The sequence below is a fragment of the Sneathiella limimaris genome (genome assembly GCF_012932565.1).
Taxonomy (GTDB): Bacteria; Pseudomonadota; Alphaproteobacteria; order Sneathiellales; family Sneathiellaceae; genus Sneathiella; species Sneathiella limimaris.
Genome location: NZ_JABBYJ010000001.1, coordinates 1,718,641 through 1,731,792 on the forward strand (window position 1 = coordinate 1,718,641; position 13,152 = coordinate 1,731,792).

General features: G+C 47.9%; 12 protein-coding genes and 1 other RNA gene. 11 read left to right on the forward strand and 2 right to left on the reverse strand.

What is annotated here, in order from left to right; all coding sequences use genetic code 11:
• Positions 1-2: 2 nt before the first annotated feature.
• The 7 genes from ccoO to ccoS all read left to right on the forward strand — a co-directional run bounded on the left by ccoO (position 3) and on the right by ccoS (position 6,261).
• Positions 3-728 (forward strand): cytochrome-c oxidase, cbb3-type subunit II, encoded by a 726-nt coding sequence (gene ccoO, locus HH301_RS08275; protein ID WP_169568392.1) that lies wholly within the window; start codon positions 3-5, stop codon positions 726-728.
• 9 nt (positions 729-737) lie between these two features.
• Positions 738-896 (forward strand): cbb3-type cytochrome c oxidase subunit 3, encoded by a 159-nt coding sequence (locus HH301_RS08280; protein WP_169568394.1) that lies wholly within the window; start codon positions 738-740, stop codon positions 894-896.
• Positions 896-1,762: a cytochrome-c oxidase, cbb3-type subunit III gene (ccoP, locus tag HH301_RS08285; RefSeq protein WP_169568396.1), complete on the forward strand. Its 867-nt coding sequence runs from the start codon at positions 896-898 to the stop codon at positions 1,760-1,762. Before HH301_RS08280 ends, ccoP begins: the two co-directional genes overlap by 1 nt.
• Positions 1,763-1,845: 83 nt before the next feature.
• On the forward strand, positions 1,846-3,306 hold the full coding sequence (gene ccoG / locus HH301_RS08290) for a cytochrome c oxidase accessory protein CcoG (RefSeq protein ID WP_169568398.1): 1,461 nt from the start codon (positions 1,846-1,848) through the stop codon (positions 3,304-3,306).
• An 8-nt stretch (positions 3,307-3,314) separates the two neighbouring features.
• Complete coding sequence (locus HH301_RS08295; protein WP_169568400.1) at positions 3,315-3,800, forward strand: FixH family protein; 486 nt, start codon at positions 3,315-3,317, stop codon at positions 3,798-3,800.
• Positions 3,788-6,112 (forward strand): heavy metal translocating P-type ATPase, encoded by a 2,325-nt coding sequence (locus HH301_RS08300; RefSeq protein ID WP_169568402.1) that lies wholly within the window; start codon positions 3,788-3,790, stop codon positions 6,110-6,112. The genes HH301_RS08295 and HH301_RS08300 overlap by 13 nt, the downstream gene beginning before the upstream one ends.
• A complete protein-coding gene (gene ccoS, locus HH301_RS08305; protein WP_169568404.1) occupies positions 6,109-6,261 on the forward strand; it encodes a cbb3-type cytochrome oxidase assembly protein CcoS in 153 nt (50 codons plus the stop codon). Before HH301_RS08300 ends, ccoS begins: the two co-directional genes overlap by 4 nt.
• Positions 6,262-6,268: 7 nt before the next feature.
• Here the strand turns inward: ccoS and HH301_RS08310 are convergent, their stop codons facing one another.
• Positions 6,269-7,480, reverse strand: a complete 1,212-nt coding sequence (locus HH301_RS08310; protein ID WP_169568406.1) for an MFS transporter — start codon at positions 7,478-7,480, stop codon at positions 6,269-6,271.
• 248 nt (positions 7,481-7,728) lie between these two features.
• Here HH301_RS08310 and HH301_RS08315 point away from each other — a divergent pair, with 248 nt between their 5' ends.
• From HH301_RS08315 to HH301_RS08330, 4 genes are all read left to right on the forward strand, one after another.
• Positions 7,729-8,472 carry a TerB family tellurite resistance protein gene (locus HH301_RS08315; RefSeq protein ID WP_169568414.1) on the forward strand — a complete coding sequence of 248 codons (744 nt, stop codon included), beginning with the start codon at positions 7,729-7,731 and terminating at the stop codon, positions 8,470-8,472.
• Positions 8,472-9,164 (forward strand): N-acetylmuramoyl-L-alanine amidase, encoded by a 693-nt coding sequence (locus tag HH301_RS08320; protein WP_169568416.1) that lies wholly within the window; start codon positions 8,472-8,474, stop codon positions 9,162-9,164. The genes HH301_RS08315 and HH301_RS08320 overlap by 1 nt, the downstream gene beginning before the upstream one ends.
• 32 nt (positions 9,165-9,196) lie before the next feature.
• Positions 9,197-9,570, forward strand: an RNA gene (gene rnpB, locus HH301_RS08325) — RNase P RNA component class A.
• 105 nt (positions 9,571-9,675) lie between these two features.
• Complete coding sequence (locus HH301_RS08330) at positions 9,676-11,562, forward strand: cation:proton antiporter (protein WP_206378233.1); 1,887 nt, start codon at positions 9,676-9,678, stop codon at positions 11,560-11,562.
• An 84-nt stretch (positions 11,563-11,646) separates the two neighbouring features.
• Here HH301_RS08330 and HH301_RS08335 read toward each other — a convergent pair whose 3' ends face one another.
• On the reverse strand, positions 11,647-12,945 hold the full coding sequence (locus HH301_RS08335) for a pentapeptide repeat-containing protein (RefSeq protein ID WP_169568420.1): 1,299 nt from the start codon (positions 12,943-12,945) through the stop codon (positions 11,647-11,649).
• Positions 12,946-13,152 lie beyond the last annotated feature (207 nt).

Genomic DNA, 13,152 nt, shown 5'->3' on the forward strand with positions numbered 1-13,152 from the left:
ATATGTTCAGTCATAAAATTATTGAGAAAAATTCCATACTGATGCTGGTCCTCACTCTTGTGGTGGTTTCCATTGGCGGTATCATCGAAATTGCGCCGCTGTTTTATCTGGAAAGCACCATTGAGAAGGTGAAGGGGGTTCGTCCCTACAGTCCTTTAGAGCTGGCGGGCCGTAATATCTATCTTCGTGAGGGTTGCTACAACTGTCATAGTCAGATGGTTCGTCCGCTTCGGGATGAAGCTGAACGGTATGGCCATTACTCGCTGGCAGCGGAGAGTATGTATGACCATCCATTCCAGTGGGGTTCTAAGCGGACTGGTCCAGATCTGGCTCGTGTGGGGGGGCGTTATTCAGATGAATGGCATGTCACCCATATGCGCCGTCCACAGGATGTGGTGCCAGAAAGTGTAATGCCATCTTACTCTTGGCTTGAGAAAACTGAGCTTAAGGTACCGGATATCAAAGGTGACTTGGTTGCAAACCGGATGCTTGGTGTTCCGTATACAGATGAAATGATCGAAAATGCGGAAGCTGATCTGAAGGCTCAAGTGGATCCAGACTCAGATGGTTATGATGACCTAATGGCTCGGTATCCAAAGGCACAGGTTCGGAATTTTGATGGAAATCCAGATATGGTTTCTGAGTTGGATGCGTTGATTGCTTACTTGCAGATGCTCGGAACTTTGGTGGACTTCACTTCATATGATCCGGAATCCGGTCACAGATAGGAGGAAGAAATGGATGTAACGTTTCAAGACGCCTCTCACTTCGCCCAGACATATGGGCTGGTATATCTGTTCGGTTTATTTTTGATCGTGCTCGTCTACGCCTTGTGGCCAAAAAACAAGGATAAGTTTGACAAAGCAGCACAGATCCCGCTTGAGGAGAAAGAATAATGTCCAAAGTGGAAAAAGATGAAGTCTCAGGTACTGAGACAACCGGCCACGAATGGGACGGGATTAAAGAGCTAGACACACCGATGCCTCGGTGGTGGCTGTGGACATTCTACGCCACAATCATCTGGTCAATCGGCTATTGGGTCGTTTACCCAGCCTGGCCAATGATTAGCGATTATACAGCAGGCACTTTTGGATATTCTTCCCGAAGTGAAGTTGAGCAGGAAATTGCTGAGGTTGAGGCTAGTCGGTCTGAAATTACCGACGCTCTGGTTACTGCCGACCTGTCTGAGGTTAAGAATAATGAGGAGCTCTATCAGTTTGCTCTGGCCGGTGGCCGTTCCCATTTCGCTGTGAATTGTTCGCAGTGCCATGGATCCGGTGCTCAAGGCGGCCCAGGTTTTCCGAACCTCAATGATGATGACTGGCTGTGGGGTGGCTCTGTCGACGCCATTTATCAGACGGTCAAATTCGGCATTCGTTCAGATCATGAAGAGACCCGTACCGGGGAAATGCCAGCTTTTCTGAGAGACGAAATTCTTGAAAAAGAACAAGTTCTGGATGTTGCTGAATATGTTCTGTCCTTGTCACAGGAAGGGCGTGATGGAGAGGCTGTTGCACGTGGCCAGGAAATCTACGCCAATGAGTGTGCAGCTTGTCATGGTGAAAATGCAAAAGGTAGTTATGAGCTTGGTGCGCCAAACTTGACTGACGCCATTTGGTTTTACGGTGGCGACAAGGAAACTATTGTCAGAACAATCGCAAATGGCCGCGCTAACGTAATGCCAGCCTGGACTGATCGACTGGATGACAGCGTTGTCCGCCAGATCAGCCTGTATGTTCATTCTTTGGGCGGTGGCGAATAAGCCGCCCTTAGAAGTACCTTTTTTCCATTGCTTGATGAGGTGCGCCGCTCCCAAAAGTGGCGCACCAGTTTGGAGCTAGACCAGTGAGCAGTGCCCCCGTTGAAAAGGTTGACGTTCAACCCGTCAATAAAAAAGAAAATCGTTCCCTTTACGTCAAACGCAAGAAGATCCACCCAAAGAAAGCGACGGGTACTTTCCGTCAACTCAAATGGATCATCATGGGAATTACCCTTGCGATCTATTATGTGACCCCATGGATTAGGTGGGATCGGCCGGGTGGCGCGCCAGATCAGGCTGTCATGATCGATCTGGAACACAATCGTTTCTATTTCTTCTTCATCGAATTATGGCCGCAAGAAGTCTATTATATTACGGGCATACTGATTGTCGCGGCGTTGTCCTTGTTTCTGGTAACATCTTTATTTGGTCGTGCCTGGTGCGGCTATTCCTGCCCGCAAACAGTTTGGACGGACTTATTTATTTTTGTGGAGCGCGCCATCGAAGGCGACCGGAATGCCCGCCTTCGATTGGATAAAGCGCCTATGTCCTTTGATAAAATCCGGAAACGGGTTTCAAAGCATATCATTTGGCTACTGATTGGGCTTTTCACTGGTGGAGCCTGGGTTTTCTACTTTGCAGATGCCCCAACGCTTCTTCAAGATCTGGTTTATTTTGATGCGCGTCCTATTGCTTACACGACGATCGCTGTCCTGACCGCTACCACTTATGTTTTTGGTGGCATGATGCGGGAGCAGGTTTGCACATACATGTGTCCATGGCCGCGTATTCAGGGTGCAATGATCGATGAGGAATCCTTGAGCGTGACTTATCATGAAAAACGTGGTGAGCCTCGAGGACCTCATAAGAAGGATGACAGCTGGGAAGGGCGTGGGCATTGTATCGACTGTAATCAATGTGTCGCGGTCTGCCCGATGGGTATTGATATACGTGATGGCGCACAGCTTGAATGTATTACCTGCGCGCTTTGTATTGATGCTTGCGATAGTGTGATGGAGAAAATTGGCCTGCCGAAAGGGTTAATTAGTTACGATACCTATACGGGACAAAAAACCGCCGAGCCAATCAAGAAACTGAATGTTCGCTTTATTCGCCCAAGAACAATTGCTTACGCAGCACTCCTTTGTGTTGTCGGGTCAATTATGCTCTTCACGCTGCTGACACGCTCAGAGTTGGACGTGAATGTCATTCGGGATCGGAACCCCTTATTCGTTCAGCTTTCTGATGGCACAATTCGAAACGGGTATACTGTTAAAATTCTGAATAAGCTGCATGAAACAAGAAGATATCAGATTCAGGTAGAAGGTCTTGAAACCAGTAATATTTGGCTACAGACTGAAGGACCCCGAAACCATGACATGATTGTTCGGGTACCAGGTGACGCCGTTTCCGCGGTTAAACTCTTTATCGCGGTTGATCCAGAGGTCATGGGGGATGAGAGCAGTTTAGATTTGGATATTGTCATTAAAGATATTGTGACCGGAAAAACTGACTCCCAGGAAACGACATTTAAAGGACCAAGGTGATGGTTGCTATGGCTGAAAAGAAACTCGAAGGTCGGCATGTTCTATTCATTTTAATAGGTTTTTTTACCTTTATGCTGATAGCCAATGGTTTCTTTGTTTACTTTGCGTTGACTAGTTTTTCGGGCTTAACGACTGAAGACGCCTATAAGAAAGGCTTGAACTATAACGCTGAGCTGGCTACGCAGCGGGAACAGCTGACCAGAGGATGGACCCCTCGCGTGGACATTGTTGCCGCTGGAAACAACCAGGTCAGCATTAGCCTCGCGTTGGAGGATGCTAACGGACGTGCCGTTGATATCAGATCCGTTCAGGGAATACTTGTGCGTCCAACGGTTGAAGGTCAGGATGTGGTTCTTGAATTCAACAGGAATGGCGATCGATTGGTTGCAGAATCAGTTGTCTCGGCACCTGGCAACTGGGACATGAAACTATATGCTGACGCTGGCAACTATGAAAAGGCCTACCATATCGAGAAAAGGTTATGGGTGAAGTAGCAAGGCAAGTTGACGGACCATTACAGCCTCCGATTTTTCGGGGAGGGGCAAGCTGTTGCTCTGGTGGGGCTCTGTCACTTGCAGATAGCAACAGCCCGGAAGCGGAATTCGCCAATTTTGTCGCTGCAGACCCTTCCGCTTTCGTGACCCACGATGAACATGGTGATGCCCTGCTGCACTTACTTGTCGAGGGGATGCACTGCGCTAATTGCATTCGCAATATTGAAGGGACGCTGAAAGCAAATCCAGCTGTGCTTGAAGCGCGTGTGAATTTTTCTACCCGGCGACTTCTGGTTCGCTGGAAGGAGGCGGAGGCTAACGCTGCCGACCTTGTCCATCCTATTATTGATCTTGGGTATGCCTTAACACCTTATGATCAGGCTCTGTTATCGACCGCTGCAGATGAGGAAGATAAAAAGCTACTCCGTGCGATGGGGGTTGCAGGATTTGCAGCTGCAAACGTGATGCTTTTGTCTGTCTCCGTTTGGGCAGGTATTTTCTCAGACGATATGGGAACTGCAACACGGGACTTTATGCATTGGATGTCAGCATTAATTGCGATGCCTGCGGTTGCATATTCGGGACAGGTCTTTTTCCGATCCGCTGTCCGCGCTTTAAAAGCGGGCCGTTTGAATATGGATGTACCAATTTCCCTTGCCGTTATTCTTGCAGTGGGAATGAGCCTGGCGGAAACCATTCAAAGCGGCGAATATGCATATTTTGATGCTGCGGTAACCTTGCTCTTCTTTCTTTTGATTGGCCGTTATCTCGATAATAGAGCTCGAACCAAAGCTCGTTCTGCGGCTGAAAGGTTGCTGCTATTAAAGGCTGTAGCTGCGACAGTCATTGATCCAGACGGTAGCCATCGTTCTGTTCCTGTCGACGCTGTTGTGCCTGGAAGTCGGGTGCACGTTGCCGTCGGTGATCGCTTCCCAGTGGATGGAATTGTTCTGGAAGGCCAGAGTGATGTGGACAATAGCCTCGTAACTGGAGAGAGCCTGCCCATTCAAGCTGGAGAGGGGACAGCCGTTTATGCCGGGACGCTCAATCTGACTGCACCAGTTGTTGTGGAAGCCACCAAGACTGGGGAAGATACGCTGCTTGGAGACATTGTCCGGCTTATGGAAAACGCAGAGCAGGGCCGGGCGACTTATGTGCGGATTGCTGATCGGATTGCGGAATATTATGCACCTGCCGTTCATATTCTGGCCGCCATAACCTTTGCCGGGTGGTGGCTAATTGGCACAGACTGGCAAGTTGCCTTGTTGAATGCTGTTGCTGTTTTAATTGTAACCTGTCCTTGTGCGCTTGGACTTGCAGTGCCAGTCGTGCAGGTTGTTGCCAGCGGTAGGCTGCTCGCCAGTGGTGTTTTAGTAAAGGCGGCGGACGGGCTCGAACGGCTTGCTGGAATTGATACAGTTGTCTTGGATAAGACTGGGACATTAACAGAAGGACGACTTGATTTGGTCAATGGGGATCAAATTGATCCTGAAGCCCTCCAGGTGGCTGCAAGCCTTGCTATATCCAGCCGTCATCCACTCGCTCAAGCCGTAAGCAGGGCGGCAGGTCAGGTTGTCCCAATTGCAGGTGTTGCAGAGCATCCGGGGCGTGGCTTAAGCGCAAATACTGGAAACGGAGAGATCCGGCTCGGAAGTCGCCGTTGGTGTCTTGATGAGGAAGCGGTTGCTCAAATGGCTGGATCTGGAGACAATTTACCGGAGCTTTGGCTTAAAAGGCCTGATCACCAACCAGTCCAGTTTTTGTTTGAAGATCATCTTCGCCCTGATGCTGCAGCGACCATTGAAGCTTTAAAGAAAATTGGTCTGTCAGTTGAACTTCTGTCTGGTGATCGCGAAGAAGTTGCGAGTGTAATGGCTGAGGCTGCTGGAATTGATTGCTGGACCTCAGAAGTGAAGCCAGAAGACAAGGTTCAACGGATTGAGGAATTAAGAGCCTCAGGTCGGAAGGTGTTGATGGTGGGGGATGGTTTGAACGATGCGCCCGCATTGGCCGCCGCCCACGCATCTATGTCACCCGCAACGGCGGCAGATGTTAGTCAGACTGCAGCTGATTTTGTATTTCAAGGGCGCAGCCTGAAAGCTGTTATAGAAACGGTGCGGGTTGCAAGATTTTCCCAACGACTGGTTATGCAGAATTTTGGTTTGGCCTTTGGTTACAACGCAATTGCAGTTCCGCTCGCCGTCCTCGGTATTGTTACACCACTTTTTGCAGCAATTGCCATGTCAGCGTCATCGCTCGTAGTTTGCGCGAATTCCATGCGTTTGAGCCGGCGTAAAGGGGCAGCCTCATGAACGTACTTATCTACCTTATCCCAATCGCACTTTTTATGGGTGCCCTTGGCTTAGTTGCTTTTCTCTGGAGTCTTAAATCTGGTCAGTATGATGATCTGGACGGAGCGGCGAACCGCATCCTTCTAGATGATGACAAACCAGAAAGCTAAATCCTACCTACGCAATTTTTGTCTGGATTAGTACATCATCCTCAGGGAAACGGGGACCCTTTAGGGTTTCATTCCCGGGTTCTGGGTGTCGGGGGATATTCAGAGATGCGATCAGGGAAAGCCCAGCCATTACTGCACCTGCAAGGAATACGCTTGCCGGTGACGTTAGCCATAGAATTCCAAAAACGACAGGTATAACCACGGCGGCAATGTGGTTAATCGTAAAGCTGACGCTAGCTGTTGCTGCCATGTCCTTGGGGTTTGCAATTTTTTGGAAGTAGCTTTTAATGCCGATTGCGAAGGCAAAGAACAAGTGATCGATAATGTAGAGTGCACCTGCAAGTGTTGCATTGCTCACGAAGGCATAGGCAATAAAGACAAGAACCAGTCCTGAATATTCAAAGACCAATGCTTTTCGCTCTCCCCAATGGGAAATGAGCCGACCAATGCGCGGCGCCAGGAATATATTGATAGCGTGATTGAGCAAATACAGGGCTGTGATGGTGGAAACATCATATCCAAACTTTTCCACCATCATGAAGCCTGCGAAAACCATGAAGATCTGTCGCCGAGCGCCTGCAAGAAAAGTGAGGGCGTAATACAACCAATAACGCTTTCTCAAAATGATTTTTTTAGTTTGGATCACTTCCACATGGAATTGTGGGAAAGCCCCCCAGCATACGAGCGCTGCAAAGATGGAAACCGCTCCACCTAACGCATAGAGGGTCGCAAACTCAAGTCCCAAGAACTTAGTGGTGACATAGATGACCCCGTAAACAGCGAGTGAGGCAAAAGCTTGCGCTGAAAGCTGCTTACCCATGACCAGCGGCGCTCTCTCCTTGCTGACCAGTTGTAAGGTCAAGGACTGGCGAAGTGTCTCATGGTAATGAAATCCGACTGACATCAGGACAGTCGTGAAATAGAAGCCATATTCCGTCGGGAAAAACCCGGTAATTGAAACACCGATGCCAAATACCAGAAGCGAGAGTACCAGTAACCTCTGTTCAGCAATGACCATCAGGACAAAAATAACTGTAAAAGCAAGAAGCCCTGGAACTTCCCTTAAGGACTGCAATATCCCAATTTCCTTACCTGTGAAATTGACAATATCGACAGCAAAATTATTCAGAAGTGCCATCCAGACGGCGAAACCCGCGCCCCACGCAGCAGCCGTAATCATCAGAAGGATTTCTGGGCTTCTCCAGTCACGTGTCGTCATGGCAAGCGTCTCATGTAAGGGGTTTACACACTCTTTTTTTTAGCCCGGTTTTTTGTTAGGTCCGGTTTAAAAAATGATTGAAGTCCAACAACGCCATATTTTTATAGAAAAGTCAATTCAACCGGTCACTGTTTAAATGCAAGGTGATCTGAATTTCTAGGAAGTGGTAAAATGTCACAGCTTCTGAGGCTGGTCCAATGATCTTGTGCTTGTTATAGTCGGCCAAAGGGTAAGTTAAAGGAAACCGGATGGCGATTTGGGGAAAATTACTGGGAGGTGCGGCTGGACTGTTCCTAGGTGGGCCTATTGGTGCACTTCTCGGAGGTGTTGCTGGTCATGTCGTTGATAAGTATCGCGAGGCCGAGGATGAAGACGACGCCCCAGAAACGATCGATACCGGATTGAAGCAAGTGGCTTTTACGGTTGCTGTTGTCGCTCTGGGCGCCAAAATGGCCAAAGCTGATGGCGTTGTTACACGTGACGAGGTGGATGCGTTTAAGCGGGTTTTCCGGATACCAAAAGAAGAAGAGGCCAATTTTGGCAAATTCTTTGATAAGGCCCGGCAGCATACAGCTGGGTATGAGGCTTATGCCAAGCAAATTGCCCGAATGTTTCGTAATAACCCTCAAATTAAAGAGGATTTGCTGATCAGTCTGTTTGCTATTGCCATGGCAGACGGAGTGCTTCATCCAGATGAAGATGAGTATTTGAAGACCATCGCTCGTATCTTTGGACTGACGGATCATGATTATGATCGGCTTCGCAGCCTGCATTCTGGAGCCCCTGCAGAGGATCCCTATAGAATACTTGGCGTCGAACCTTCCATTTCAGATGCTGAGTTGAAAAAAGTTTATCGGAAGCTAATCCGGGAAAACCATCCGGATACGGTTATTTCTCAGGGTCTGCCGCAAGAAGCAATCGACCTCGCTAATAATAAGTTGGCCAAAATTAATGCAGCTTATGATGAGATTGCAAAAGTCAGAGACATCTGATGAAGCAGCTTAACATCCTTCAGTCACCATCTCCGAACTGTAATGAACGTCGGAACGAAATGTCTGTCTCAATGCTCGTCCTTCATTATACCGGCATGCAAACGGCCGAAGGTGCCTTGAGGCGGATGTGTGATGTGGATGCAGGTGTGAGCGCTCACTACATGATCACGGAAGAGGGACTAATTCATCAGTTAGTGGCTGAGGATAAACGTGCCTGGCACGCAGGGGTCAGTTATTGGAATGGGATTACCGACGTCAATTCAGCCTCCATCGGAATTGAGATCGTTAATCCTGGTCATGAGTTTGGGTATGTCCCGTTCCCAGAAGAACAGATGCTGGCCGTTAAGGCGTTGAGCCAGCAAATCGTTAATCGCTATGAAATTGAACCCTTAAACGTTGTTGGACATTCGGATATTGCACCAAAACGAAAACAGGATCCTGGAGAGCTGTTTGATTGGGAAATGCTTGCGGCAGTTGGTGTGGGCTACTGGCCCGCTCATAATGCATCTGGGGAGCAAATGAGCCGTTTGGCGTTGGACGAGGCCCTTGAAGCAATTGGGTATGAAGACCCGGGATCCGTTGAGACCATTGCCGCTTTTCAGCGACATTGGCGACCGAGCGTTATTTCAGGTGAGGAGGATCCTGAGACTTTAAAGCTCGCGCAGTTGGTCGCTGCACAACGGAATACTTGACCCACAAAACGCTTAAGAGTAAGCAGTTTCGACCAGATGGCTGGATGATCGCTTCCCTCGCGGAAGAGGAAAGTCCGGGCTCCACGGAAATACGGTGCCGGTTAATGGCCGGCGGGGGCGACCCTAGGGAAAGTGCCACAGAAAGCAAACCGCCTGGTTTCAGGTAAGGGTGAAAGGGTGCGGTAAGAGCGCACCGCGCGTCTGGCAACAGAAGCGGCATGGTAAACCCCACCGGGAGCAAAACCAAATAGGAACGGTCGATGCAGGGCTTTGCCGCTGCATAAGCAGGTTTTCCGGGCTACCGTTCGGGTTGGTTGCATGAGGTGTCTGGCAACAGGCACCCTAGATGAATGATCATCCAGCGAGAAATCGTGGACAGAACCCGGCTTATAGGCCATCTGGTATTCTTTTCTCCGTCAGAAACCTTCATAACTGAATTAGAGTTTGATTGTCCTCGTGGTCATGGTAAACCCATAATATCTGTTAAGATCACATGTAATCCCGGATCCTGATGATAAATGTTAAATCATTGAGTTTTCTAGCTGTATCGGCCTTAAAAGCAGGCGCTTTGTCGTTTTTGCTGCTTCTGGCTGTGACGGAGGCGGCTTGGGCGGCTAGCGGTGCACTGCCGGTGCTTGTTTACGATATCGGGGTTTGTCTGTTTGCAGCAACATTAACTGGTGTTGTCGCAGTGCGACTGGGCCTGCCAAGTATTGCTGCCTTTTTGTTGGCTGGTATCGTCGTGGGGCCAATAGGGTTCAAATTGATCACGGATCCTGCGAACATTGAAACCATTGCTGAGCTTGGGTTCATTTTACTGCTGTTCATGATTGGTTTGGAGATTGATATCCGGAAAATCGCCAGCAGCGGCAAGATGATCGTTCTTTCCGGTATCCTTCAGTATCCATTGACAGTTTTAATGGGGATTGGCCTGGTAAAACTGGCCGTATGGGTCGGTCTCGATTTCCTGTTTCCAGGCAATTACGATGCACTTTATTTTGGTATTTTCCTGGCAGGTTCCTCAACCCTTCTGGTGATTAAACTGTTTCAAGAGCGGTATGAGCTGGGAACAGAGTCTGGGCGGCTTGCGCTTGGAATTCTCGTTTTCCAGGATATTTGGGCCATTGTCGTTCTCGTTCTGCAACCTACCTTCCATTCTCCAGAATTATTATCCGCACTCATTTCTTTCCTGGGAATGTTTTTGCTTGCAGCGATCACCTACATCCTGGCTCGATTTGTCGTCTCTCGCGCATTTCAGTGGTTCGCTAAAGATCCGCAGATGGTCTTCGTTGGAGCTATTGGGTGGTGTTTTACGATCGTTTTTATTGGGGCTGGTCTTGATTATGGGGTGGAAGCCTTGTTTGGTTTTTCAACATCCATGTCGGTTGGCTCGGGGATGAGTTCTCTGATTGCGGGTATGACCATTGCGACGTTGCCCTATAGCCGGGATATCATCGCAAAAGTCGGTGTTGTACGAGACTTCTTTATTGTCCTGTTCTTTGTCGGCTTGGGGATGGGAATCCCTGAAATCAAGGATTGGACAATCATCCTGATTGCAGTGGTCCTTGCTGGTTGTTCTATCCTGAGCCGTCAAGTTATCTTTATGCCTCTCTTTCATATGACGGGTGGGGATCGGCGGTTGGCACAGATCTCTGCGGTGCGTTTGGCGCAAGTTTCTGAGTTCGCCCTTGTGATTGCGTATCTTGGGGGGCAATACGGTCATATCTCTGAGAATTTTTCTAGCTCTGTTATCATTGCTTTTATTATTACTGCGTTGCTGACCCCGTCTTTCTTTGAACATGCCTATCGAATTTATGGATGGTGGGGCCCTGTCCTGGATAAACTTGGTTTGAAGGAGCCAGGTGAGGAATATGAAGAGGACGAAGAGGAGCCAGATATAATACTGCTCGGCTTTCATCGGGTTGCCTCATCTCTGCTTCACGAGATATCCGCTAATCGCCCGGAGTTGATGAAGCGGATACTTGTGATTGATTTTAATGTCCAACTTCATCCCGCCATTCGGAAAATGGGTGCCTCAGTCAAATACGGTGATTTGGGAAGTGAGCTGACTTTACGCCATGCTGGACTTGAAAAAGCGAGCGTTATTATCTCGACCATTCCAGATGAAATTTTGAAGGGAACTAACAATAAATCACTTGTTCATACGCTGCGCAGCATCAATGAGGACGCGGTCATTATCTCAAACGCTGAGGCGCCAATGGCAGCTCGTGATCTTTATTTAGCCGGTGCTGACTATGTTTATATGAGCAGGGTCAATACAGCGAGAGCCCTTGATCAGGTGATCGAACGAACATTGGATGGTTCGCTGGAGGATTTCCGGGACGAGCAGGAAAAAACTCATGGTAAATCCCATGAGCGCTGGGAAATCCTCCATTAGAACAGATATGATTTCCAACTTTATTCTTCAGGCTCCCCGATCATATTGAGGTCTCCATCTTAATCTGTCGGCGGATTCCCCGTCTTAGAACTCATCGTCTCCCATATCTATAACCAGATCAAAACTCTCCTCCTGCTCATCGTCTTGGGGCGCAAGTGCATGCGGCTGTGGTATGTCATCTCGTGATGTACATTTTTGAAAGTCAACTGCTCCTTGAGTGGATACGGGTATCTGCTGCTCTGTAAATTCGCACTCAGTAAATATGGTGTTGTTTAAGTTGTAGTTATTAAATTCAGCGAAGAGAAATGTGTATATCTGGAAGCTGTTGGTGTGTGAAAGGTTGCAATCTTCAAATTTCGCGTTCAAGCCATTGCAATTCTTGAATTCACTATGGCGGAACGTGATTTCAGTGAAGTGGGTGTTTTGAAGCTTACAGCTCAAGAAACTAGTATGGGGTAGGCGCCCATTGCTGAAATTAGTTGCTGTGAAATTGCAAGACACAAACTCAGTTGAGTTGTTTCCTTCTTCGCTAAAGAGGCATTCTTGAATGGTGCTGGATGTGAATTCACTATGTTTGAAGCTGCAATTAATAAAGTCTGACTTTATAAATTTTGCGTTTCTAAAATTAGTGTATTCACTCTGAATTTCATGGAATTCGGTTCTATGGATGGAGACATTTTCAAGATCAGCGCCATCAATATCGGTTTCTTTAAATCGCCCACCATTAATTTTAGTGGCGCAGAAATTACTGCCCTGCAAAACCGCGTCGTCAAAAGAGCACTTATTGAGTGTTTGCTGTTTAAATGAGCAGGCAGATAGTTTGGCTCCATCAAAGCGTACTTCTGATATTTTTGGCATGTCAGGGACCTGCTGTAATACTGCCGCGATCCATCCTCCTTCTTCTTCTTGGCTATCAATTAGCGGGTGATAGGAGATAGCATTGCCGCTTCGGGTAAATTTGGTGCCGTAGAGTATTGCATTAGAAAAGTCTGCCATCTGAATAGTGACATCCTCCAAATCCGCGTGAGACAGGTTCGAGTTTTTAAAAATGCAATTGGTGAAGTAGCATCCATGTAGATCTGCCTTCTGTAAATTGGCATTTGAAAAGTCGCAGCCAATAAACATCGACTTGCGGATAATAGCTTCTTTGAAGTTACTAGCACTGAAATCAGTATTCTTAAAAAGGCTGTAAGATAGGTCTGTTTCAGAAAAATCGATGCTGTATAGTTCTGCGTCGGATAAATTGATTTTATCGAGCTTAATGCCGGAAAGGTCCGCATTCGCGAGTTTAACCTTTTGGGATACCGCAGTTAAGAATTCTTCACGCTTATTCGCAGCCCCTTGAATCTCGACAAGGTTCATACCTTCTTCGGTGTAAATCATATTCCGCCTCTTTGTAATCAACTGACTAAATTACGGTCCGAACGGACCTCTCCTGCATTGAGGACGAGGGACGGTTGTTTTTGTGCGCAATTAAAAAGCGGCTTTTTTTATTCACAAATTTTTTGCGAGATCGTCATGGTCCTTATGGCAGGCAGCCTAGATTTGTTTTAGCAAGTCAGAACAAAGTAAAAACAAGTTCAACCGAAT